General features: G+C 72.3%; 19 protein-coding genes and 2 pseudogenes. 15 read left to right on the top strand and 6 right to left on the bottom strand.

The genetic code is table 11. The annotated features are described in order from the left end of the window. Window positions 1-7 precede the first annotated feature (7 nt). Both pspAA and ACZ4EG_RS14675 read right to left on the bottom strand, forming a co-directional pair. The gene (gene pspAA, locus ACZ4EG_RS14680) at window positions 8-286 is read right to left on the bottom strand and encodes a PspA-associated protein PspAA (protein WP_390709347.1); all 279 of its coding nucleotides are present in this window, start codon (window positions 284-286) and stop codon (window positions 8-10) included. A gap of 30 nt (window positions 287-316) precedes the next feature. Beyond that, entirely contained in the window at window positions 317-1,108 is a 792-nt protein-coding gene (locus ACZ4EG_RS14675) for a PspA/IM30 family protein (RefSeq protein WP_453547822.1), read from the bottom strand. A gap of 256 nt (window positions 1,109-1,364) precedes the next feature. Between ACZ4EG_RS14675 and ACZ4EG_RS14670 the strand changes: the two genes are divergently transcribed. Beyond that, window positions 1,365-1,991: a DUF3043 domain-containing protein gene (locus tag ACZ4EG_RS14670; protein WP_467790890.1), complete on the top strand. Its 627-nt coding sequence runs from the start codon at window positions 1,365-1,367 to the stop codon at window positions 1,989-1,991. A gap of 83 nt (window positions 1,992-2,074) precedes the next feature. After that, complete coding sequence (locus ACZ4EG_RS14665) at window positions 2,075-2,776, top strand: class I SAM-dependent methyltransferase (RefSeq protein WP_453548613.1); 702 nt, start codon at window positions 2,075-2,077, stop codon at window positions 2,774-2,776. A 70-nt stretch (window positions 2,777-2,846) separates the two neighbouring features. Here the strand turns inward: ACZ4EG_RS14665 and ACZ4EG_RS14660 are convergent, their stop codons facing one another. After that, window positions 2,847-3,059 carry a hypothetical protein gene (locus ACZ4EG_RS14660; protein ID WP_263207924.1) on the bottom strand — a complete coding sequence of 71 codons (213 nt, stop codon included), beginning with the start codon at window positions 3,057-3,059 and terminating at the stop codon, window positions 2,847-2,849. 235 nt (window positions 3,060-3,294) lie between these two features. Here ACZ4EG_RS14660 and ACZ4EG_RS14655 point away from each other — a divergent pair, with 235 nt between their 5' ends. Next, window positions 3,295-4,503, top strand: a complete 1,209-nt coding sequence (locus tag ACZ4EG_RS14655; RefSeq protein ID WP_467790889.1) for a bifunctional adenosylcobinamide kinase/adenosylcobinamide-phosphate guanylyltransferase — start codon at window positions 3,295-3,297, stop codon at window positions 4,501-4,503. A gap of 2 nt (window positions 4,504-4,505) precedes the next feature. Here ACZ4EG_RS14655 and ACZ4EG_RS14650 read toward each other — a convergent pair whose 3' ends face one another. Beyond that, complete coding sequence (locus ACZ4EG_RS14650) at window positions 4,506-5,483, bottom strand: class I SAM-dependent methyltransferase (protein WP_453547816.1); 978 nt, start codon at window positions 5,481-5,483, stop codon at window positions 4,506-4,508. Window positions 5,484-5,616: 133 nt separating this feature from the next. Here ACZ4EG_RS14650 and cobT point away from each other — a divergent pair, with 133 nt between their 5' ends. Genes cobT through ACZ4EG_RS14635 form a run of 3 tightly spaced genes read left to right on the top strand, consistent with a single transcriptional unit; the run spans window position 5,617 to window position 9,533 of the window. Further along, window positions 5,617-6,765, top strand: a complete 1,149-nt coding sequence (gene cobT / locus ACZ4EG_RS14645) for a nicotinate-nucleotide--dimethylbenzimidazole phosphoribosyltransferase (RefSeq protein WP_467790888.1) — start codon at window positions 5,617-5,619, stop codon at window positions 6,763-6,765. Window positions 6,766-6,807: 42 nt separating this feature from the next. Then, window positions 6,808-8,781: a phosphatidylglycerol lysyltransferase domain-containing protein gene (locus ACZ4EG_RS14640; protein ID WP_467790887.1), complete on the top strand. Its 1,974-nt coding sequence runs from the start codon at window positions 6,808-6,810 to the stop codon at window positions 8,779-8,781. Next, a complete protein-coding gene (locus tag ACZ4EG_RS14635) occupies window positions 8,778-9,533 on the top strand; it encodes a hypothetical protein (RefSeq protein ID WP_453558529.1) in 756 nt (251 codons plus the stop codon). The genes ACZ4EG_RS14640 and ACZ4EG_RS14635 overlap by 4 nt, the downstream gene beginning before the upstream one ends. 31 nt (window positions 9,534-9,564) lie before the next feature. Here the strand turns inward: ACZ4EG_RS14635 and ACZ4EG_RS14630 are convergent, their stop codons facing one another. Further along, entirely contained in the window at window positions 9,565-10,332 is a 768-nt protein-coding gene (locus ACZ4EG_RS14630) for a hypothetical protein (RefSeq protein WP_467790886.1), read from the bottom strand. Between the two features lie 110 nt (window positions 10,333-10,442). Here ACZ4EG_RS14630 and ACZ4EG_RS14625 point away from each other — a divergent pair, with 110 nt between their 5' ends. The 5 genes from ACZ4EG_RS14625 to sucB all read left to right on the top strand — a co-directional run bounded on the left by ACZ4EG_RS14625 (window position 10,443) and on the right by sucB (window position 17,142). Beyond that, complete coding sequence (locus ACZ4EG_RS14625) at window positions 10,443-11,228, top strand: adenosylcobinamide-GDP ribazoletransferase (protein WP_390730888.1); 786 nt, start codon at window positions 10,443-10,445, stop codon at window positions 11,226-11,228. A 45-nt stretch (window positions 11,229-11,273) separates the two neighbouring features. Next, on the top strand, window positions 11,274-11,894 hold the full coding sequence (locus tag ACZ4EG_RS14620) for an RDD family protein (protein WP_467790885.1): 621 nt from the start codon (window positions 11,274-11,276) through the stop codon (window positions 11,892-11,894). A 215-nt stretch (window positions 11,895-12,109) separates the two neighbouring features. Further along, window positions 12,110-13,630 carry a leucyl aminopeptidase gene (locus ACZ4EG_RS14615; RefSeq protein WP_467790884.1) on the top strand — a complete coding sequence of 507 codons (1,521 nt, stop codon included), beginning with the start codon at window positions 12,110-12,112 and terminating at the stop codon, window positions 13,628-13,630. A 259-nt stretch (window positions 13,631-13,889) separates the two neighbouring features. Further along, the gene (lpdA, locus tag ACZ4EG_RS14610) at window positions 13,890-15,278 is read left to right on the top strand and encodes a dihydrolipoyl dehydrogenase (protein ID WP_390709239.1); all 1,389 of its coding nucleotides are present in this window, start codon (window positions 13,890-13,892) and stop codon (window positions 15,276-15,278) included. 61 nt (window positions 15,279-15,339) lie between these two features. Further along, window positions 15,340-17,142 carry a 2-oxoglutarate dehydrogenase, E2 component, dihydrolipoamide succinyltransferase gene (sucB, locus tag ACZ4EG_RS14605; protein WP_467790883.1) on the top strand — a complete coding sequence of 601 codons (1,803 nt, stop codon included), beginning with the start codon at window positions 15,340-15,342 and terminating at the stop codon, window positions 17,140-17,142. Window positions 17,143-17,202: 60 nt separating this feature from the next. Here the strand turns inward: sucB and ACZ4EG_RS14600 are convergent, their stop codons facing one another. Next, window positions 17,203-17,913 carry a hypothetical protein gene (locus ACZ4EG_RS14600; RefSeq protein ID WP_467790882.1) on the bottom strand — a complete coding sequence of 237 codons (711 nt, stop codon included), beginning with the start codon at window positions 17,911-17,913 and terminating at the stop codon, window positions 17,203-17,205. A gap of 287 nt (window positions 17,914-18,200) precedes the next feature. Here ACZ4EG_RS14600 and ACZ4EG_RS14595 point away from each other — a divergent pair, with 287 nt between their 5' ends. The 4 genes and pseudogenes from ACZ4EG_RS14595 to ACZ4EG_RS14580 all read left to right on the top strand — a co-directional run. Beyond that, window positions 18,201-18,824 carry a GntR family transcriptional regulator gene (locus ACZ4EG_RS14595; protein WP_363298794.1) on the top strand — a complete coding sequence of 208 codons (624 nt, stop codon included), beginning with the start codon at window positions 18,201-18,203 and terminating at the stop codon, window positions 18,822-18,824. A 293-nt stretch (window positions 18,825-19,117) separates the two neighbouring features. Then, window positions 19,118-21,820, top strand: a complete 2,703-nt coding sequence (gene aceE, locus ACZ4EG_RS14590) for a pyruvate dehydrogenase (acetyl-transferring), homodimeric type (RefSeq protein WP_467790881.1) — start codon at window positions 19,118-19,120, stop codon at window positions 21,818-21,820. A 79-nt stretch (window positions 21,821-21,899) separates the two neighbouring features. Then, window positions 21,900-22,460, top strand: a pseudogene (locus tag ACZ4EG_RS14585) (helix-turn-helix transcriptional regulator); the annotation flags it as partial. Between the two features lie 585 nt (window positions 22,461-23,045). Next, window positions 23,046-23,456 (top strand): annotated as a pseudogene (locus tag ACZ4EG_RS14580) (WYL domain-containing protein); the annotation flags it as partial.

Raw genomic sequence — 23,456 nt, 5'->3', positions numbered from 1 at the left:
AGCCCCGTCACCCCGGGATCAGACCGTCGTCGCTCAGCAGTTCCCGGACCTCCTCCAGCGTCGCGTCGGGTGACGGGAGGATCAGGTCGGAGGGGGCCAGGGAGTCGTCGGGTACCGGTTCGCCCAGGTCGCGGACCTTGGTGAGGAGCGCCTGGAGGGTGCGGCGGAAGGCCGGGCCGTCGCCGTTCTCCATCTCGGACAGGAGCTCGTCGTCCAGCTTGTCGAGTTCGGCGAGGTGGCTGCCGGCCAGCCTCACCTGACCCTCCCCCATGATCCGTACGATCATGTCCGCCATCTCGGCCCTCCAGGCTTGTGGCTACTGCTTGTCGAAGCGCGGGGTGTCCTGCGGCTGCTGCTGGGACTGCGACTGGCCGGTGCCGCCCTCGATCGCCTGCTGGGGCGAGCCGCCGGCCAGCTCCGCCTTCATGCGCTGCAGTTCCAGCTCTACATCCGTACCACCGGAGAGCCGGTCCAGCTCGGCCTGGATGTCGTCCTTGGCCATGCCGGAGGGGTCGTCCAGGGCGCCGGAGGCGAGGAGTTCGTCGATGGCGCCGGCGCGGGCCTGGAGCTGGGCCGTCTTGTCCTCGGCGCGCTGGATGGCCAGGCCGACGTCGCCCATCTCCTCGGAGATGCCGGAGAAGGCCTCGCCGATGCGGGTCTGGGCCTGGGCCGCGGTGTAGGTCGCCTTGATCGTCTCCTTCTTGGTGCGGAAGGCGTCGACCTTGGCCTGGAGGCGCTGGGCCGCGAGGGTGAGCTTCTCCTCCTCGCCCTGGAGCGTGGTGTGCTGCGTGTCCAGGTCCGTGACCTGCTGCTGGAGGGCGGCGCGGCGGGACAGCGCCTCGCGGGCCAGGTCCTCCCGGCCCAGCGCGAGCGCCTTTCGGCCCTGGTCCTCCAGCTTGGTGGACTGCTGCTGGAGCTGGTTGAGCTGGAGTTCCAGACGCTTGCGCGAGGTCGCCACGTCCGCGACGCCGCGGCGGACCTTCTGGAGCAGTTCCAGCTGTTTCTGGTACGAGTAATCGAGGGTCTCGCGCGGGTCCTCGGCCCGGTCAAGGGCCTTGTTCGCCTTCGCGCGGAAGATCATCCCCATACGCTTCATGACACCGCTCATGGGCTTCGCGCGCCCCCTTCTGACGGACTCCAGCTCACAGATCTGCGACAGAACCCACAGTACGGGCCCTGACTCCATTACCGCACTGTTCGGGGACGGATGCGCTCATCCCCAAGGACGACTACGGACGGTCCCGCTCCGGCGTAGGGAGTAGGTGGCCCCCGAGGTGACCCCCGGGTGAACCGCCTGCAACGTCCCCTCTGTCCCCCTACAGACGACTGGTGTTGCCGGATCGTTCCCCGCTCCGCTGGGGTCCATGCCCCGCCACCCCGTACCCTTGGGTTTTGTGTTTCGTAGCCGTTCAAAGGACGAGAAGGCGCCCACCGACAAGGTGCCGGTGACCGACTCCACGCAGCCCCGTGACCCGCAGGCCCCCAAGGGCAGGCCCACGCCCAAGCGCAGTGAGGCCCAGTCCCAGCGCCGCAGCGTCGCCAACACGCCGACGACCCGCAAGGAGGCCGCCAAGCGACAGCGCGACGAGCGCCGCGCCCAGATGGAGCGGCAGCGTCAGGCGCTGGCCGGCGGCGACGAGCGCTATCTGCCCGCCCGCGACAGGGGCCCGGTCCGCAAGTTCGCCCGCGACTGGGTCGACTCGCGCTTCAACGTGGCGGAGTTCTTCCTGCCACTGGCCGTGGTCATCCTCGTGCTGAGCGTCGTGCGGGTGGCCTCGCTGCAGAACATCGCGTTGCTGCTCTGGCTCGTGGTGATCGTGCTGATCGTGCTCGACTCGATCGTCTCGGCGTTCCGGCTGCGGAAGCGGCTGGGCGAGCGCTTCCCGGACCAGAACCGTCGGGGCGCGGTCGCCTACGCCCTGATGCGCTCCCTCCAGATGCGTCGGCTCCGGCTGCCGAAGCCGCAGGTCAAGCGCGGAGAGCGGCCCTGAGCGCAGAGGCTTTCTCCGGGGGTGCGGCCGATGCCTGGCTGAGCAGGTTGGGCGGTCTGCGTGATGTCGTACGACAGGAGCTGGTGGCCCGGCAGCTCGACGAGCAGATAGCCGGGCGGTTCCCGGTCGGGCAGCGGCTGCGGGTGCTCGACGTGGGGATGGGCCAGGGCACGCAGGCCCTGCGGCTGGCCCGGGCCGGGCATCATGTGACCGGCGTCGAGCAGGACGCCACCATGATCGCGGCCGCCCGTGAGGTCCTGTCCGGGCAGCCGGAGGGGATCCGCGAGCGGATGCGGATCGTCCAGGGCGACGGGCGGGACACCGGCGTCCACTTCCTGCCGGGCAGCTTCGACGTGGTGCTCTGCCATGGCGTGCTCATGTACGTCGAGGAGCCTGACCCGCTGGTGGCCGGGCTGGCCCGGATGCTCGCCCCGGGCGGACTGCTGTCGCTGCTGGTGCGCAACGGGGACGCGCTGGCCATGCGGCCGGGGCTGGCCGGCGACTGGGCCGGGGCGCTGGGCGCGTTCGACACGACGGCCTACCGGAACCGGCTGGGGCTCGACGTACGGGCCGACCGGCTGGAGACGCTGACGGCCACGCTGGCCGGGATCGGCGCCCCGCTGCACTCCTGGTACGGCGTACGGGTCTTCACCGACACGGCCGCGGACGGCACGGAGATCCCGGCCGACCTGGACACGCTGCTGGCCGCCGAGGAGCGGGCCGGGCGGACGGATCCCTACCGGGGGGTCGCGGCGCTGCTGCATTTGTGCGGCGTGCGGGGCTGAGCCGCCGGGGCGAAACGGAACGGGGCGGCCGCGTCGGCGGGACCGCCCCGTGAGAGCCGACCTGGCGGTCCTACGACTCTTCGGCGTGCAGGTTCATCGGCCCGTAGATCTCCGTGGTGTCCTCGAAGAGCCGCACCTGGTCCGCGCCGCCCTCGACAAGGGCCTTCCAGTGCTCACCGATCCATGACTCGGCATCCCCCTGCGTGGTGAATTCCTCGGGCTGCACCGCGGGCTGGACCTCCGTCCCGTCGGCCTTCTCGAACCGCCACGTCCATGCCGCCATGTACGCCTCCAAGGTGTCGGCACGTGCAGATCAGGGGCCGGAATCTTGATCGGCTCCTGCGCGCGCCAGCCTATTCGCTCCGCTGGGTTGGCGGTGAGAGGGCGCGGGTTGTCGATGATCTGGCGGCCGGTGGGGGCTTGTCGCGCCCCGCGGCGGAGCCGCTGATGTCACAGCCCCGCGCCCCTGTCGGGGCTGCGGATGCGCGATACCTGCGGCTACAAGCGAAAATCGGTCCGTGGAAGTGACCTTGCTCGGAACCGGTGCCCCCGCGGGACTGCCCCGCCCCGCATGTCCCTGTGCCGTCTGTGCGACCGCGTTGGGGCCGGATGCGCGGGCGGCTGCCGCGCTGCTCGTGGACGGGGCGCTGTTGCTCGATCTCACGCCCGGGGCGGCGTTCGCGGCCGCTCGGGCCGGGCGTTCGCTGGGGGGTGTGCGGCAGGTGCTGCTGTCGCATCCGCACGACGGGCCCGCCGTGGAGGTGCCGGCCGGGCTGCCGCAGCCGGTGCGGGTGCCTGACGGGCGGGAGTTGGCGCTGCTGACGGGGCATCGGGTGCGGGCGCTGGCGATGGACGCGGGCGGCACGGGGTATGCGGTGACCGGGCCGGCGGGGCAGCGGCTGCTGTATCTGCCGCCCGGGTCCGCGCCCGCAGGGCTGGAGGAGGGGACGGTTCCCGCCGAGGTGTACGACCTGGTCCTCGCGGACGTCGTGGGGCGGCCGGACGCGCTGGCCAAGCTGCGGGCGGTGGGGGCCGTGGGGCCGACGACCGATGTGGTCGCCGTGCATCTGGACCACGATGTGCCGCCGGGCGCGGAGTTGCGGCGCAGGCTGGCCGCCGCGGGGGCGCGGGCGGTGCCCGACGGGGCGACCTTGGTGGTGGGGGCGTACGAGGAGGTCCCCGACGTGCCGCGGCGCACGCTGGTCCTCGGTGGCGCTCGGTCGGGGAAGTCCGTGGAGGCCGAGCGGCGGCTGGAGGCATTTCCTGATGTGCTGTACGTGGCGACGGGTGGTTCGCGCAACGGGGACACCGAGTGGGCGGCCCGGGTGGCCGCGCACCGGGAGCGGCGGCCGGGGTCGTGGCGTACGACGGAGACCTGCGACCTCGTGCCCCTGCTGGCGGAGGACGGGCCGCCGCTGCTGATCGACTGTCTGTCGTTGTGGCTGACGGATGCGATGGACTCGGTCGGGGCGTGGGACGACGCGGAGTGGGCGGCCGGGGGTGAACGGGCGTTGCGGGAGCGGGTGCGGGAGCTGGCGGCCGCGGTGCGGGCCGCCCGGCGGACCGTGGTCGCCGTGTCGAACGAGGTGGGTTCGGGGATCGTGCCGGCCACCGCGTCCGGGCGGCGCTACCGGGATGAACTGGGTCGGCTGAACGCGGCGTTCGCGGCCGAGTGCGAGCAGGTGCTGCTGGTGGTGGCGGGGCAGGCTCTGGTGCTGCGGCCGTGAGGCTACGGGAGTTGTGCCGGGTCCTTGCGGGCGATGATGCGGTAGGCGTTCGAGAAGCGGGTGCGGCGCAGGAGCGGGGCCAGGGTGTGGTCGAGGGCTGTCGCGGCGGTCACCAGGGGGGTGGTCGCCGGCCGCCATGCCCTGGGCAGGACGTGGGTCAGGGCCAGGGAGAGGGCCGCTGACAGGTCGTAGGGGATGTGCGGGGCTCTGCGGTCCGTGGTGACGATGGTGCAGCCCTGGGACTCCAGTTCCGCGCGCAGGTTGTCCAGGGGCATCAGATGGAGATGTCGGGGCTGGCTGTAGGGGAGCCACCACTTGCCCAGCAGTGTGGCGAACGCGCTGTGGGGGTCGGGGACTTCGACGAGGAGATGGCCGCCGGGGCGCAGGGCGGTGAGGGCGGCGCGGAGTTCGGCGCGCGGGTCGGGGGTGTGCTCCAGGTGGTGGAACATGCTGACCACGTCGTAGCGGGAGCGCAGCCGGGCGAGGACGGCGGGGGTGGTGAGGTGGCCCTGGTGGGCCTCCTCGATACGGCCGGCCGCACGGGCCCGCTCCACACGGGGAGTCGGGTCCAGGCCGTCGAAGGACGTGTAGGCGAAGAGTTCCCTCGCCGTCTCCGGGAAGCGGGCGTGGCCCGTGCCGACGTCCAGCCAGCTCTCCGGCTCGGGCAGGGCGAGCATCGCGCGGGCCGCGGCCCGGTGGCGCCGCCGACCGGCCAGGACGCGCTCGGCGAAGTCCTCCAAGTGCCCTTCGTAGAAGTCCCGGTGGTAGAGGGCGAGTCCCTCGGAGGTGAGCGGTGGGTTCTGGAAGGCGTGGGCGCAGTCGCGGCACTCGTCGACGACGAACGTGCCGGGCCTGTGCCGGGTGAAGTCGGGCGCGCGCAGCCGGGTGCGCAGGCGTCTCGAACCGCACCAGGGGCAGTCCTCGCGGCGCGGCTCGTGGAATCCGTCGGTGGACTGCGGGGTGGGGGGCAAGGGCGGCATGGGCGGCTCCCTGTACGACAATCCGCTGCAAAACGGAACGTATGGGATTCCGATCTTGGGTGCCAAGACGCCGTCCGGGTGGGGTGGCGATGTGGCGCGGAACCGTTGGTTCTCTGCCGGTACTGTTCGGCGAATGAGCTCGCTTAATCTCGACGACTTCACCGATCTGATCGAGCGCCCGGACGGGGGCGTGCGCCGTGACGCCGAGGCGCGACGGGAACGTCTGGTCGTGCCGCCCGGGTCGCTGGGGCGCCTGGACGAACTGGGTGAGTGGCTGGCGGCCGCGCAGGGCGCGGTGCCGGTACGACCGGTCGAACGGCCGCGGGTCGTTCTCTTCGCCGGTGACCACGGAATCGCCGAACTGGGCGTCTCCGCGCGGCCCGCGGGCAGCGCCGAGCTGCTGGTGCGGTCCGTGCTGGAGGGCGCCAGCCCGGTGTCGGTGCTCGCGCGGCGGCTCGGTGTGCCGGTGCGGGTCGTGGACATGGCGCTGGACTGCGAGCCGGACGCGCTGCCGCAGGACGTCGTACGGCACCGGGTGCGGCGCGGCAGCGGTCGTATCGACATCGAGGACGCGCTCACCGCGGAGGAGGCGGAGGCCGCCTTCCGGGCGGGGGTCGCGGTGGCCGACGAGGAGGCCGACTCCGGTACGGATCTGGTGGTGCTCGGCGATGTGAGCGTGGGCGGGACCACGGCGGCGGCCGTGCTGGTCGCGGCGCTGTGCGGGACCGACGCGTCGGTGGTCACCGGGCGGGGCGGGCTCGCGATCGACGACCTGACCTGGATGCGCAAGTGCGCGGCCGTCCGTGACGCGCTGCGCCGGGCCCGGCCGGTGCTCGGTGACCAGTTGGAACTGCTCGCCACCGTGGGCGGGGCCGACCTCGCCGCGATGACCGGGTTCCTGCTGCAGGCCGCCGTACGGAAGCTGCCGGTGATCCTGGACGGGGTCGTGGCGGCCGCGTGTGCGCTGGTCGCGCAGCGCGTCGCATTCCGGGCGCCGGACTGGTGGCTGGCCGGGCACGGCAGCGGGGAGCCGGGGCAGGCGAAGGCGCTGGACCGGATGGCCCTGGAGCCGCTGCTCGACCAGGGGGTGACCGTCGGGGAGGGCGCCGGGGCGCTGCTCGCGCTGCCGCTCGTGCAGGCCGCGGCGGCGCTGGCGGCGGAGCTTCCCGAGAAGGAGCCGGAGAAGGACGCCGAGGGGGACACCGGGGGCTCCGACGCGGACGCCGCGAAGGACGCCGAGAAGGGCGTCGAAGAGGACTCCGAAGAGCGCGGTCCGGCCTGAATGACGCGGTTCGCCGTGTCCGCGCCCATATGATCCTCCCCCATGGGAGATGCCCGAATTGCCGCGGAACAGGAAGCCGGCCCGGGGCGCCCGGGTGACACGGAGCGGCGGTCCACCGGGGCCTCCCGGCGGGCCGCCGCCCTCGCCGTCTGGTACTTGCGTGCCGTCGCCTTCATCAACTTCCTCAGCGCGGTGTGGGTGTCCCTGGGGCAGGACGTGCGGCGGCACAACCAGGAGAACTTCTTCACCCCGTATCTGCTGACGGCCGGCTTCGCCTCCGGTGTGTTCACCGCGTTCCTGGCGATCACCATGCGGCGCCGCAAGCGGGCCGCGTGGATCCTGAACCTGGTGCTGAGCGGGGTGTTCCTGGCCCTGTTCGTCCTCGCCATGGCGTTCCCGGAGATCCGGCAGTACGCGCAGAACTGGATCTCCCTCGTCCTCACGGCCGCCTTCGTCGGCGCGCTGCTCGTGGGGCGGCGGGAGTTCTACGCCAAGGGCGACCGGTCCAACCCCAAGCTCGCCGCCACCGTCGCGGTCGGCGGCGGGCTGCTCGCCTCCCTGCTGGCCGCGCTCCTGGTGACGGTCACCAACCAGGCGCCGGACGCGGCCCGTTCGACGTTCACGGAGCGCTGGCACTACGGCACGCTGCGGCTGATCTCGGTCGCCGCCGACGAGTCGCGCTTCCCCGGGATCTCCACGCCCAACTGGGTCAACGTCGTCATCAACGTGCTCAGCACGATCCTCGTCCTCGCCGTCCTCTACGCCGCCTTCCGCTCCCGGCGCGCGGTCGACCCGCTCACCGAGGACGACGAGAAGCGGCTGCGGACGCTGCTCGACCGGCACGGCGAGCGGGACTCGCTCGGGTACTTCGCGCTGCGCCGGGAGAAGAGCGCGGTGTGGTCGCCGACCGGGAAGGCCGCCGTGGCCTACCGGGTGGTGGGCGGGGTGTCGCTGGCCTCCGGGGATCCGATCGGCGACCCGGAGGCCTGGCCCGGGGCGATCGTGCCGTGGCTGGCCCAGGCACGCGAGCACGGGTGGATCCCGGCCGTGATGGGGGCGAGCGAGGAGGCCGGGACCGTGTACGCACGGCACGGGCTCGACGCGCTGGAGCTCGGCGACGAGGCGATCGTGGAGGTGGCCGAGTTCACGCTGGAGGGGCGGGCGATGCGCACCGTCCGACAGGCGTTCAACCGGGTGAAGCGGGCCGGGTACGAGGTGCGCATCCGGCGGCACGCGGACATTCCGGCCGACGAGATGGCGTACCTCGTCGGCCGGGCCGACGACTGGCGGGACGGGGCGACCGAGCGCGGCTTCAGCATGGCGCTCGGGCGGCTCGGGGACCCCGCCGACGGGCAGTGCGTGATGCTGGAGTGCACGGACGCGAACGGCGAGCTGAAGGCGCTGCTGTCGTTCGTCCCCTGGGGTCCGCACGGGCTGTCGCTCGACCTCATGCGGCGGGACCGGGACTCCGACAACGGGCTGATGGAGTTCATGGTCATCGAACTGCTGCGGCGGGCCCGGGAGATCAAGATCACTCAGGTCTCGCTGAACTTCGCGATGTTCCGTTCGGTCTTCGAGCGTGGCGCACGCCTCGGTGCCGGGCCGGTACTGAGGCTGTGGCGGTCGCTGCTCAGCTTCTTCTCACGCTGGTGGCAGATCGAGTCGCTGTACCGCGCCAACGCGAAGTACCGGCCCATCTGGGAGCCCCGGTTCCTGCTCTTCGAGAAGAGCGCGGACCTGCCGCGCATCGGCCTGGCGTCGGCGCGCGCGGAGGGGTTCCTGGGGGGCCTGTCGTCGGATTCCCGTCGTCCGCCCGGAGGGCGGGCCTCGCGGCGACTGGTGCGTGCGATCGCAAGGCGCCGGAGCGCCTTCGTGGCGGAGCCACGTGGGCGGTTCGGCAACGCGGCGAGCGTGCGTGCCAGTCGCCGCGAGGCAGGCGGGAATCCGACGACAGGCCCCACGGCGCCGGGACTGCCGAAGTGGCTGCACCGCAAGCACCTGGAGACATACAGATGAGGACACTCGCCCGCTGGGTCCGCGCCGAATGGGGACTGCTCTGGGTCACCGTGCGCGAGCCGCTGCTCAAACGGCGATGGGGGTACCTCCCTGCTCGAACGGAGTTGAGAGCTTGGGGGAGGGCGCTCCCGATGACGCTCGCGGCGGTCTGTCTGACCGCGGCGCTGCAGTTCGTGCAGAACCAGTCGTGGGGCTACCGGTTCGTGCAGAACATCGGGGCCGTGCGCGCCGAGGACCCGCTGTGGCTAGGGCTCCTGCGGACTCCGCTGTCGCTGTTCGTGCCGGCCCTGGACCTGCCGGTGTGGGGTGCGCTCGCCCAGATCCTGTTCGTGTTCGGGATCGCCGAGATCTGCCTCGGCTGGTGGCGGACGCTGGCCATCGCATACGTCGCCACACTCGCCGGAACCCTGTACGCCCGCCTCGGCATCGCCCTGGGCCCGCATGCCCCGCTGGGCCTGCCGGCCTCGGACGCGCTGGTAGTGGACGCCGGTCCGTCGGCGGCCGTGGTGGGGCTCGCCGTGTACGTGGGGTGGCGCTACGGCGCCCATGTCACGGCCGCCGGAGTGGCCATGGCGATGATCGCCGAGGTCGTGGTGAGGGAGAACCTCGCGGGCAAGGAGCATCTGGCCGCGATCGTGGGCGTCACGGCACTGTGCGGGGCGACGGCCCTGCTGCACCGCCACCGCCACGCCCTGGTACGCCTGAGGAGACGAGCGGGATCCGACCGGGAATTGCCGCCGCTGAGCACCTGAGCCCGAGCCGACGGCCGTGTCCGCCGTGTCCTCAGCGGCGGCCGGGAAGGCTCGGCGGGTTCGAGTCGGGTTTGCCGGCGATCCAGTTCTGCAGGGTGCGGCTGGGACCGGCCCAGCGGCGGTCGTGGCGGTAGGCGCGCAGGGTGGCCCTGGCCCGCGCCCGGGGGCGGTTGCGGTAGAAGCGTCTGGCCCAGGAGGAGGCGGGGCGGGCCAGGCGGATCGCGCCGACGAGGGCGACCACCGGCACGATCACGCCGAACAGCGCGGTGCGCAACTTGCCCTTGGAGAGCGCGACGAGGGCGCAGACGAAGTTGACCGTGATGGTCACGATGACCGTGCCGCGGTCCTGGAGTTCCTCCTGCGAGAGGTCGTTGACGCCGAACGGCACGAAGCCCGCGAGAAGCAGCCCGACGAGGGCGGCGGTGACGACGACGACCTCGATGCTCTTGCGGCCCTCCTCGGTCCAGTAGACGTCCGCGAGGTGCAGGATCAGCGCGAACTCGTCGAGGACCAGCCCGGCGCCGACACCGAAGACGACCGCGGCGAAGGCCGCCCCGACGCCGTGCCGGTCGGCGGCGGCGACGGCCCCGAACCCCCCGACGACGGTGAGAATGACACCGGGCACGACGTGGTGGATGTGCAGCCCGCCCGCCTTCACATTGCCGAACGGGCCTCTGCCCGCCCGGATCAGACGGGTGATGACCCGGGTGATCAGAAAGGTCAGGACGAAGGCGGCCAGCGCGAGGAGCAGCGGAAGCTTGCCGGGTTCGATGATGTTCCGCTCCAACCAGTGCCCCATGTGCGCACTTTATCCCTGGATGTCAGGTCTATCGCTGAGTGTCCCGGCGATCCCGCCCGGTCTCCCCGGCGGCCGTACGGGTCGGTCCGGCCGCCGGGTAACCTGCGCCGGTGTCCAAGATCCCCTGGCCGGACGGCCTGCGCTTCGCCTTCGGCACCCTCACCGTGCTCCCGGTGCGTGTCACCCGCTGGGACCGGGAGGCCGCACGCGGCGGCATGCTCTGCGCCCCGCTGGCCGGGCTCGTGGTCGGCGGCTGCGCGGCGGCGCTCGGCGGCCTGCTGCTGTTCCTCGGCGCCGGGCCCCTGCTCGCGGCCGTCGCCACCGCCGCCGTACCCGCCGCCCTCACCCGGGGCCTGCACCTCGACGGTCTCGCCGACACCGCGGACGCGCTGGGCAGCGGCAAGCCCGCCGAGGACGCGCTCAGGATCATGAAGCAGTCGGACATCGGCCCGTTCGGGGTCATCACCCTCCTCTTCGCCCTGCTGACCCAGGTGGCCGCGCTGGCCCAGGCGTACGGCGGCTCGTGGGCCCGGGGCGCGCTCGCCGCGATCGTCTCGGCGGCCGCCGCCCGGCTGGCGCTGACCCTCGCGGCCCGCGCCGGGATACCGGCCGCCCGGCCGGACGGACTGGGGGCGGCGGTCGCCGGGGTGGTGCCGCGCGGCGGCGCGGCGGCCGTCGCGCTCGCCGTCGTCGCGCTCGCCGCGGCCGGGGGCGCCTTCTTCGGGCCGTACGACATCGCCCGTACCGCCCTCGCGGTCGTCGCCGCCGTCGTCGTGGCCGAACTCCTGCTGCGCCACTGCACGCGCCGCCTCGGCGGGGTCACCGGTGATGTGTTCGGCGGGCTCGCGGAGACGGCCGCCACGACGGCTCTCGTGGTTCTCTCGCTGGGGCGCTAGGCTCGTCCGCCGACATGGACAAGTACGTGTGATCGGGGGACTTCCATGCCGAAGCTGCGCCGTGCCGTGGCCTGGTTCATCGACTTCGGGCTGGTGATCGCGGCGGCCTCGCTGCTCGCCGTGCTCACCTTCCACCGGATATCCGCGCTCGTCACCGACGTTCCGGAGCTGGCGACCCGCGGCGGGTTCGACCTGCTGACCTCCCGCGGTGACGTCCTCGACGCCTCCACCGACCTGGGCCTTTCGCTGTGGGACAAGGTCGTGCTGGACGTGGAGGAGGCCTTCGCGGCACTCGTCGTCGTCACGTTCCTCTACCAGTGGGCCTGCCTCGCGTTCCTCGGCCGCACCGTCGGCAAGGGGCTCCTCGGGCTCCGGGTCACCCCGCGGCTGTCCCGGCACGCCGCCCGCCGGGCCGCCGTCACCACCGCGGCCGACGTCGCCGTGTACGCGGTCGCCTGCGTCCTGCTGATCGAGGGTCAGTTCGCGCTGTCGGTGCTGGTGTGGGTGCTGGCGGTGGTGCTGTTCCTGGTCAACGCCGTGCCGGTGCTCCTCCCGGGCCGCCGCTCGCTCGCCGACCGGCTGTCCGGCACCTCGGTCACCGGGTTCGGCCTCGGCGCGCCCGCCGCCGTGGCGCCGGGTCCGGCGGCGCCGACGCGGTCCTGGTAGGCGCCCGGCGCCGGAGCCCACCATGGCGCCACGCACCGGTGAACGGCATGCGGGAATGAGTGAACGCACACACGCGCGTAGGCTCGTCCCGGGTGTTCGCCGACAGGGTGAAGGCCCCGCTCGAGACGCGCCCCGCCCGGGGTCGGCTCCCCCGGGCCCGGTCGACCCACCCACTCGGCCACAGCAACTTCACATCGGAAGCGAGTTTCACCACAGTGACTGCTCTTACTCTCAGCACCGCCGCGGCGCCCGGCCTGCGGGCCGACGCGATCGTGATCGGTGTCGCCAAGGGCGCCAAGGGACCCGTCGTCGCGCCGGGCGCCGAAGCCGTGGACAAGGCGTACGACGGCCGGCTCGCCGACGTCCTGGACACCCTCGGCGCCACCGGTGCCGAGGGCGAGCTGACGAAGCTGCCCTCCCCGGCCGGCTTCAAGGCACCGCTCGTGGTGGCGGTGGGCCTGGGCGCGGAGCCGGAGAAGGACGCGTCCTACGGCGCCGAGACGCTGCGCCGGGCCGCCGGTGTCGCCGCCCGCGCGCTCGCCGGGACCAAGAAGGCCGCCTTCGCGCTGCCCGTCGCCGACGCCGACGCCGTCGGCGCGGTCGGCGAGGGCGTGCTGCTGGGCGCGTACTCCTTCGACGCGTACAAGGAGAACGGCAAGGACGCCAAGAGCGGCCGGTCGCCGCTCGCCGAGGCCTCCCTGCTCGGCGGCAAGCCCCGCGACGCGGCGCACAAGGCGGCCCTTGCCCGCGCCACCGCGGTGTCCGAGGAGCTCAACCGCGCCCGCGACCTGATCAACATGCCGCCGAACGACCTCAACCCGGCGCAGTTCGCCGCGATCGCGCAGACCGCGGCCAAGGAGCACGGCCTCAAGGTGCAGGTGCTCGACGAGAAGGCCCTGGCCAAGGGCGGCTACGGCGGCATCCTCGGCGTCGGCGGCGGCTCGGCGGCGGCCCCGCGCCTGGTGAAGCTGTCGTACACGAACCCGAAGGCGAACAAGCACCTGGCCTTCGTCGGCAAGGGCATCACCTACGACTCGGGCGGCATCTCCCTGAAGCCGGCCGGTCACAACGAGACGATGAAGTGCGACATGAGCGGCGCGGCCGCCGTGTTCGCCGCCGTCGTCGCGGCCGCGCGCCTGGGCCTGGAGGTCAATGTCACCGGCTGGCTGGCGCTGGCCGAGAACATGCCCTCGGGCGCCGCCGTACGCCCGGGTGACGTGCTGCGCATGTACAGCGGCAAGACGGTCGAGGTGCTCAACACGGACGCCGAGGGCCGGCTGGTCCTCGCCGACGCCCTGTGGGCCGCCTCGGCGGAGAAGCCGGACGCGATCGTGGACGTGGCGACGCTGACCGGCGCGATGGTGCTGGCGCTCGGCAACCGGACCATGGGCGTCATGGCCAACGACGACGCGTTCCGCAGCACGGTGCACGAGACCGCCGAGCAGGTCGGCGAGCCCTCGTGGCCGATGCCGCTGCCCGAGCACCTGCGCAAGGGCATGGACTCCCCCACCGCCGACATCGCCAACATGGGTGAGCGCGCGGGCGGCGGCCTGGTCGCCGGTCTCTTCCTGCGCGAGTTCGTCGGCGAGGGCATCACCTGGGCCCACCTGGACATCGCCGGCCCCGCCTTCAACGAGCAGGGCCCCTTCGGCTACACCCCGAAGGGTGGCACGGGCTCGGCGGTGCGCACGCTGGTGCGGCTGGCCGAGCTGAGCGCCGACGGCGAACTGGACTGACCTTCCCCCGGGGACGGGGACCGCGGCGCCCACCGGCTGGGGGGCGCCGCGGTCCGCTCGGTCGAGTGGGACGCCTCACACTCCGGTCAAGTGGGACGCCTCACACTGTGGCCCCGCGTCTCGAACTCAAGCGACAAGTGCGAAGATGGAGCCCGGCAGGACAGGGCCCCCATCACAGGGCCGAAGAATGAGCGGCCGGACACCAGCCGCCGACCGGTCACCGAAGACCGGCGTGGCGCACATGCATGGAGGACGTGACGTGGCGAACGACGCCAGCACCGTTTTCGACCTAGTGATCCTCGGCGGTGGTAGCGGTGGTTACGCCGCGGCCCTGCGCGGGGCTCAGCTGGGCCTGGACGTCGCCCTGATCGAGAAGGACAAGGTCGGCGGCACCTGCCTGCACCGGGGTTGCATCCCCACCAAGGCCCTGCTGCACGCGGGCGAGATCGCCGACCAGGCCCGCGAGAGCGAGCAGTTCGGTGTGAAGGCCACGTTCGAGGGCATCGACGTACCGGCCGTCCACAAGTACAAGGACGAGGTCATCTCGGGCCTGTACAAGGGTCTGCAGGGGCTCATCGCCTCGCGGAAGGTGACGTACATCGAGGGCACGGGGCGGCTGTCCTCCCCGACCTCCGTGGACGTGAACGGCCAGCGCGTCCAGGGCCGCCACGTCCTCCTCGCGACCGGCTCCGTGCCGAAGTCGCTGCCGGGCCTGGAGATCGACGGCGACCGCATCATCTCCTCCGACCACGCCCTCGTCCTGGACCGCGTGCCGAAGTCCGCGATCATCCTGGGCGGCGGCGTCATCGGCGTCGAGTTCGCGTCGGCGTGGAAGTCCTTCGGCTCCGACGTCACGGTGATCGAGGGCCTCAAGCACCTCGTCCCGGTCGAGGACGAGAACTCCTCCAAGCTTCTTGAGCGCGCGTTCCGCAAGCGCGGGATCAAGTTCAACCTCGGCACGTTCTTCTCGAAGGCCGAGTACACCCAGGACGGCGTCAAGGTCACCCTCGCCGACGGCAAGGAGTTCGAGGCCGAGGTCCTCCTCGTCGCCGTCGGTCGCGGCCCGGTCTCGCAGGGCCTGGGCTACGAGGAGCAGGGCGTCGCGATGGACCGCGGCTACGTCCTCGTCGACGAGTACATGCGCACGAACGTCCCGACCATCTCGGCCGTCGGTGACCTGGTCCCGACGCTCCAGCTCGCGCACGTCGGCTTTGCCGAGGGCATCCTGGTGGCGGAGCGCCTGGCCGGTCTCAAGGCCGTTCCGATCGACTACGACGGTGTGCCGCGGGTGACGTACTGCCACCCGGAGGTCGCCTCCGTGGGCATCACCGAGGCCAAGGCCAAGGAGATCTACGGCGCGGACAAGGTCGTCGCTCTGAAGTACAACCTGGCGGGCAACGGCAAGAGCAAGATCCTCAAGACCGCGGGCGAGATCAAGCTCGTCCAGGTCAAGGACGGTGCCGTGGTCGGCGTCCACATGGTCGGCGACCGCATGGGCGAGCAGGTCGGCGAGGCGCAGCTGATCTACAACTGGGAGGCGCTGCCGGCCGAGGTCGCGCAGCTCATCCACGCCCACCCGACGCAGAACGAGGCGCTCGGCGAGGCCCACCTGGCCCTGGCCGGCAAGCCCCTCCACTCGCACGACTGACCCTCGGTCGACGCACGCGACGACACAGACTTCCGCACTTCCGTAAGGAGCAACCGAAACCATGGCGGTTTCCGTAACCCTTCCGGCGCTCGGCGAGAGCGTCACCGAGGGCACTGTCACCCGCTGGCTGAAGGCCGAGGGCGAGCGCGTCGAGGCCGACGAGCCGCTGCTCGAGGTCTCCACCGACAAGGTCGACACCGAGATCCCCTCCCCCGCGTCCGGCATCCTGGCCTCCATCAAGGTCGCCGAGGACGAGACGGTCGAGGTCGGCGCCGAGCTGGCCGTCATCGACGACGGCACGGGCGCGCCCGTCGCCGCTCCGGCCCCGGCCGCTGCCGAGGCTCCGGCGCCCGCGCCGGCGCCGGTCGCCGAGGCCCCCGCCGCTCCCGCCCCGGCCCCCGTGGCCGCGGCTCCGGCCGCCCCTGCCGGTGGCGCCACGGGCACGGACGTGGTCCTGCCCGCGCTCGGTGAGTCCGTCACCGAGGGCACCGTCACCCGCTGGCTGAAGGCGGTCGGCGAGTCCGTCGAGGCCGACGAGCCGCTGCTCGAGGTCTCCACCGACAAGGTCGACACCGAGATCCCGGCGCCCGCCTCCGGCGTGCTGCTGGAGATCGTGGTCGGCGAGGACGAGACCGCCGAGGTCGGCGCCAAGCTGGCCGTCATCGGCGCCCCGGGTGCGGCTCCGGCCGCGGCTCCGGCTCCCGCCGCCCCGGCCCCGGCTCCCGCGGCTCCGGCGCCCGCCGCTGCCCCGGCTCCGGCTCCGGCCGCCCCGGCGCCCGCTCCCGTGGCTCCGGCCGCCCCGGCTCCGGCTCCGGCCGCTCCCGCCCCGGTCGCCGCCGCTCCGGCCCCGGCCGCTCCGGCCCCCGCGCCGGTCGTCCCGGTCGCCGCGGTTCCGACCGCCCCGGCCGTCCCGGCCGCGACCGCCGGTGACGAGGGCGCGTACGTGACCCCGCTGGTGCGCAAGCTCGCCGCCGAGAACGGCGTCGACCTGGCCACCGTCAAGGGCACCGGCGTCGGCGGCCGTATCCGCAAGCAGGACGTCATCGCCGCCGCCGAGGCCGCGAAGGCCGCCGCCGCTGCTGCTCCGGCCCCGGCCGCCGCTGCCGCCCCGGCCAGGAAGGCGCCGACCCTGGAGGTCTCCCCCCTCCGTGGCCAGACCGTCAAGATGCCCCGCATCCGCAAGGTCATCGGCGACAACATGGTCAAGGCGCTGCACGAGCAGGCCCAGCTGTCCTCGGTCGTCGAGGTCGACGTCACGCGCCTGATGCGGCTGCGCGCCCAGGCGAAGGACTCGTTCGCCGCGCGCGAGGGCGTCAAGCTCTCCCCGATGCCGTTCTTCGTGAAGGCGGCGGCCCAGGCACTGAAGGCTCACCCGGTCATCAACGCCCGGATCAACGAGGCCGAGGGCACGATCACCTACTTCGACTCCGAGAGCGTCGGAATCGCGGTGGACTCCGAGAAGGGCCTGATGACCCCGGTCATCAAGCACGCGGGCGACCTGAACATCGCCGGCATCGCCAAGGCCACGGCGGAGCTCGCGGGCAAGGTCCGCGCCAACAAGATCACGCCCGACGAGCTGTCCGGCGCGACCTTCACCATCTCCAACACCGGTTCGCGCGGCGCGCTCTTCGACACGATCATCGTGCCGCCGGGCCAGGTCGCGATCCTCGGCATCGGTGCCACGGTCAAGCGTCCGGCCGTCATCGAGACCGAGGAGGGCACGGTCATCGGCGTCCGCGACATGACCTACCTGACCCTCTCCTACGACCACCGTCTGGTGGACGGCGCCGACGCGGCCCGTTACCTGACGGCGGTCAAGGCGATCCTGGAGGCGGGCGAGTTCGAGGTCGAGCTCGGCCTGTAGGCCTTCGCAGTTGCCCTGCGGTGCCCCGCCCGGAGCCTCTCCGGGCGGGGCACCGTCGTATCACCTGGGCGTCAGCCGCGCGTCGGACCAGGTGATCAGCGTCTCCACCCACACGTTCGGGATGTAGAGGCGGGGCGAGGGTGTCAGGTCCTCGGTGCGGTAGGCCTTCAGGACGTCGTAGGTGGCGTCGAGGCAGTCCCGCGAGGTGAGCTCGCCCGTCCTCGGATCGACCCCTACGAGAAAGCCGCGGCCCTCGACGGTGCGGATCATCTTCCGGGCCGCCCGCACGTCGCTCGTCGAGGACGAGGTGCAGCGGTAACGGCTGTACGGATGGGCCGACTTGCCGGGGTAGTACGCGTCGCGGGACATGTCGCCGATCATGCGGTCGTACGACCCCCGCGCGTGCCAGGCACCGATATCCCCTCCAGGCGCGGTGTAGAGCTTGTCGGTGGGGTTCTCGACCGCGCCGTACTCCCAGGTGTTCGTGCCGGTGATCCGGAAGCCCCAGCCGACGTGGCCGAACTTCTGGGCGCCGTCCGGCTTGACGAAGACGCAGGCGCCGCCGGGACCGGCGGGCTGCCCCCGTCCGGCCAGGACCGCGGTGCTCCCCGCGGCCGAGGCCGTCATCGTGCTCTTCACCTTCCCGGCCTTGGTGTGCCCCGGCCGGTGCGCGCCCGTGCTCATCGGCCGGCACGCCGTGACTCCCACTCCCATGACCGCCGCCAGGGCGACCGCGACGACCGCCCAGCCGGCCCGTCCCCCGATGTCCATTCCGACCCCCAGTGGTGCCGAGGGGTGCCCCTGCCGGAACCCCTCTGCCGACCGCGACACGGATCGGGCGCCGCGGGTTCTGCCGGTGTACCGGTGGTGACACGGCGGTGACGGCTCCGCGGCTCGCCCGGTACGGGGCTTTACGGAACAAGCCGCCCTGAGAGCGTGTAAGTCTCGTCTCACCTGCACGAAAGCGCCCCCGTGCGCCCCTCCCTGAAGGCGGTCCGGCCTTATTGTCTAAACGTCAAACGCCCCGGGGGCCTGTGGCCCCTCCCTAAGGAGCCCTCATGACCGCGCCCGTCGTCCACTCGCTGCGCGAACAGATCCGCGAGCACATCGTGGAGGGAATCGTGAGCGGTCGCTGGAAGCCGGGCGAGCGGATCGTGGAGCGGCGGATCGCGACCGAGCTGGAGGTCAGCCAGACCCCGGTGCGGGAGGCGCTGCGCGAGCTGGAGTCGCTCCGGCTGATCGAGTCCGCGCCGAACAAGGGCGTACGGGTGCGGAACCTGACGGCGGCCGACCTGGAGGAGAGCTACCCCGTGCGGGCCGGTCTGGAGGCGATCGCGGCGGAGCTGGCGGCCGAGCGTCTCGCCGTGGACTGCTCGGCGCTGGAGCCGCATGTGCTGGCCCTGTACGAGGCGGACCGCACCGCCGACGGCACCGCCCAGGTCCGGCACACGGTCGGCTTCCACCGCGAACTCGTCCGCGCGGCGGACAACTCGGTGCTGCTGCACACCTGGGAAGGGCTCGGCATCGAGGTCTTCACGGCGCTGTCCATCCGCTGGCTGGGCACGGTCCAGCAGTCGTACGCGGAGGAGCACGAGGAGCTGGTGCAGGCCTTCAAGCGCCGGGATCCGCAGATCGCGGAGCTGGTGAAGGCGCACGTCCTCGGCTGCGCGCCGCGCGCTTGATTCAGGAGAGCGCGCCCCCGCTCACACGCCGCCCCACCTGCGAAAACAAGGCGATTCCACGTCACCCGGTGCCATCGATGAAGGCACCGGGTGCCTACTTTCTCGAAATCAAGAAGTTTTGCCCCGCAACCCTTTGATCGATCATCGATCAGCGAGTTACAGTCGCCGACGGGCACGCGACGGAGTCGCACATCGACACCGCACCCGAGTCCACGCCCTGTCCTGCCAAAGACCAAGGGCACCCCGAACCCTTACCGATGAGGGAACCCCCTTCGACTGAGGAAGGCGGCGACATGACCGACCCCTACGCCATCCAGCCGAGCGAGCTCGACCAGCTCCCGGACCGCGACCCGGAGGAGACCGCCGAATGGCGGGCCTCACTGGACGCCGTGGCCAGGGAAGCCGGGCCGCACCGTGCCGCGTATCTGATGCGCCGCACCCTGGAGCGCGCGGAGGGCAACGGCATCTCGCTGCCCAGGCTGACCGAGACCGACTACGTCAACACCATCCCCACCGCCGCCGAGCCGCCCGTGCCCGGTGACGAGGAGATGGAGCGCAGGATCACCGCGTGGAACCGCTGGAACGCGGCCGCGATGGTGACCCGCGGCAGCAAGCACGGCGTCGGCGGCCACATCGCCACCTTCGCCTCCGCGGCCTGGCTGTACGAGACCGGCTTCAACCACTTCTTCAAGGGCAAGGAGGCCGACGGCTCCGGCGACCAGCTCTACATCCAGGGCCACGCCTCCCCCGGCATCTACGCCCGCGCCTTCCTCGACGGCCGCCTGGACGAGGCGCACCTCGACAACTTCCGCCAGGAGGCCGGCGGCAACGGCCTCCCGTCGTACCCGCACCCGCGCCGGCTGCCCTGGCTGTGGGAGTTCCCGACGGTGTCGATGGGCCTCGGCCCGCTCTCCGCCATCTACCAGGCGCGCTTCAACCGCTACCTCACCAACCGCGGCATCAAGGACCTCTCCGCGTCCCACGTCTGGGCCTTCCTCGGCGACGGCGAGATGGACGAGCCCGAGTCGACCGCGGCACTCGCGCTCGCCGCGCGTGAGGAGCTGGACAACCTCACCTTCGTCATCAACTGCAACCTGCAGCGTCTCGACGGCCCGGTCCGCGCCAACTTCAAGATCGTGCAGGAGCTGGAGGCCCAGTTCCGCGGCGCCGGCTGGAACGTCGTCAAGAGCCTGTGGGGCAGCGCCTGGGACGAGCTGTTCGCGCTCGACACCACCGGCGCGCTCGTACGCCGGCTGCGCCAGGTGCCGGACGCCCAGGTCCAGACGTACCAGACCCGCGACGCCGCCTACATCCGCCAGGACTTCTTCGGCACCGACCCGGCGCTCGTCGAGATGGCGAAGCTGCTGAGCGACGACAAGATCCTGGAGTGCTTCCACCTCTCCCGCGGTGGTCACGAGCCCCGCAAGGTGTACGCCGCGTACAAGGCAGCCGTCGAGCACAGGGGCGCGCCGACCGTGATCCTGGCCCAGACGGTCAAGGGCCACACCCTCGGCCAGGGCTTCGCGTCGAAGAACGCCAACCACCAGATGAAGAAGCTGGCGGTGGACGAGTTCAAGACGATGCGCGACCTGCTGGAGCTGCCGATCTCCGACGCGCGGTTCGCCGACGGCGTGGTCCCCTACGGCCACCCGGGCGCCGACTCCCCCGAGGTCCGCTACCTCCAGGAGCGCCGCGCGGCCCTCGGCGGCCCGGCCCCGGCCCGCCGGGTCCACCCGCTCGCCCCGCTGCCGGCCCCGGCCGAGAAGGCGTTCGCCTCCTTCGACAAGGGCTCCGGCTCCCAGAACGTGGCCACCACCATGGCCTTCGTCCGCCTGATCAAGGACCTGGTCCGCGACAAGGAGACCGGAAAGCGCTGGGTGCCGATCGTCCCCGACGAGGCGCGCACCTTCGGTATGGAGTCGCTGTTCCCGTCCCTCGGGATCTACTCCCCCAAGGGCCAGACGTACGAGCCGGTCGACCGTGACCAGCTGATGTACTACAAGGAGGCCAAGAACGGCCAGATCCTCAACGAGGGGATCACCGAGGCCGGTTCGATGGCCGACTTCATCGCCGCGTCGACCGCGTACGCGACGCACGGCGAGGCGATGATCCCCTTCTACATCTTCTACTCGATGTTCGGCTGGCAGCGCACGGCCGACCAGATGTGGCAGCTCGGCGACCAGCTCGGCCGCGGCTTCCTGGTCGGGGCGACGGCGGGCCGTACGACGCTGACGGGCGAGGGCCTGCAGCACGCCGACGGCCACTCGCCGGTGATCGCGGCGACGAACCCGGCGGCGCTGTCGTACGACCCGGCGTTCGCGTACGAGATCGCGACGATCGTCAAGGACGGCCTGCGCCGGATGTACGGCGAGACGGCGCCGGGCGAGGACCCGAACGTCTTCTACTACCTGACCGTCTACAACGAGCCGCTGCCGCAGCCCGCGAAGCCGTCCGGCGCCGGCATCGACGAGGGCATCCTCAAGGGTCTGTACCGCTTCAACACGGCGGAGTCGGCGGGCCTGTCCCCCGTGGCCAACGCCCCCCGCATCCAGCTGCTGGGCTCCGGCACGGCGATCCACTGGGCGCTGGAGGCGCAGCGGCTGCTCGCCGAGGAGTGGGGTGTCGCGGCCGACGTGTGGTCCGCGACCTCCTGGACCGAGCTGCGCCGCGACGCGCTGCAGGCGGACGCCGCCCTGCTGCGCGGCGAGGAGCGGGTGCCGTACGTCCGGCAGGCCCTGCACGGCGCCGAGGGCCCGGTGCTCGCGGTCTCCGACTACATGCGCCAGGTCCCGGACCAGATCGCGCAGTGGGTCGAGCAGGACTGGTCCTCGCTGGGCGCCGACGGCTTCGGCCTGTCGGACACCCGTGTGGCCGCCCGCCGCCACTTCGGCGTCGACGCCCAGTCGATCGTCGTCGCGGCCCTGGCCCAGCTCGCGAAGCGGGGCGAGGTCAAGGCGGCCGCGGTGAAGGAAGCGCGGGAGAAGTACGGGCTGTAGGTCCCGTGGTGGTGCGAGGGGGTACGGCATCCATCTGCCGCACCCCCTCGCTGTCACTGGGACCGGGCATCATGACGGTATGCGCGCTGCCCGCCTGATCAAGATGGTGCTGCTGCTCCAGTCCCGCCCCTCCATGACCGCCGCCGAACTCGCCCGCGAGCTGGAGGTGTCGGAGCGGACGGTGACACGGGACGCACAGGCGCTGTCGGAGGCGGGCGTGCCGGTGTACGCGGACCGGGGCCGGGCCGGCGGCTATCGTCTGATCGGCGGATACCGAACCCGGCTGACCGGGCTCGCCCGGAGCGAGGCGGAGGCGCTGTTCCTGAGCGGGGTGCCGGGGGCGCTGCGGGAGATGGGCTTGGAGGACGCCGCCTCGGCGGCCCGGCTGAAGGTGTCGGCGGCCCTCCTCCCCTCCCTGCGCGACGCGCCCCGCACGGCGTCCCAACGCTTCCACCTGGACGCGCCCGCCTGGTTCCGCGAACCGCGGACACCCACGTTGCTCCCCACGATCGCGGAGGCGGTCTGGGACGACCGCTGCCTCACCGCCCACTACCGACGCGGCGAACGGGAGGTGGAACGAACCGTCGAGCCATACGGCCTCGTACTGAAAGCGGGCGTCTGGTACCTGTGCGCACGGGTTCTGCCGTCGGACACGGCGGACAGCGAGACCGGGATGCGCGGGGCGACGGGGATGCGCGGGGCGAGCGGCGGGGGCGGCGCGAGCGGCTTGGGCGATGCGGGCAACGCGGGCGAAGCGGACCGCCTCGGCGACGCCGGCGACGCGGACGGCCCGCGCAATGCGAACAGTCTGGATGGTCTGGGCAGTGCGGGCGGCCTGGATGAAGCAGGCGGCACGAGCGACACGGACGGCACGCACCACGCGGACGGCCCGGTCGGCGCGGGCGAAGCGGACCGCCTCGGCGACGCCGGCGACGCGGACGGCCCGCGCTGTGCCAGCGGTCTGGATGGCCCGCACGACACGGGCGGCCCGGGCGATGCAGGCAGTCCGGGCTGCGCGGACGACCTGAGCGATGCGGACGGCCCGGGCCCCGCAGACCATCCCGGCAACACGGGCACCGCAAACGGCCCGGATGAAGCAGGCGACACCAGCAACGCGGGCAGCCCGGGTGACGCGGAGGGGCTCCACGGCTTCGGTGCCGGGCGGGAAGCGGGCGGTATCCGGAGCGATGGCGCGAGCGGCAGCCCGGGGCGCAGTGGGGTGCCTGGCGTCGATGGCTTTCGGACCTATCGGATCGACCGGATCACCGCCGTCGCCGATCACGGCACCCGCTTCGTGCGGGACGACGCGTTCGATCTGCCCGGTTTCTGGGCGGCGCAGGCCGAGGGGTTTGCGCGGGCGATCCTGCGGGACGAGGTCGTCGTACGGCTGTCCGCTCAGGGTGTGCGCAGGCTGGCGTATGTCGTCGATCCCGTGTCCGCGCGCGAGGCGCTGCACAGCGCGGGCGAGGCGGACGGCGAGGGGTGGGTGACCGCGACGCTGCCGGTGGAGTCCGAGGAGGTTGCGCACACCCAGCTCATGGCGCTCGGCCCGGAAGTGGAGGTGCTGGCACCGGCCGGCCTGCGGGAGCGGTTCGCCCGCGACGCGGCGCGCGTGGCGGAGCTCTACGGCCGATAA

Source organism: Streptomyces sp. NPDC025638 (assembly GCF_055558775.1).
The sequence above is the reverse complement of the archived record's forward strand: the minus strand, read 5'-3'. Positions and strand labels throughout refer to the sequence as shown.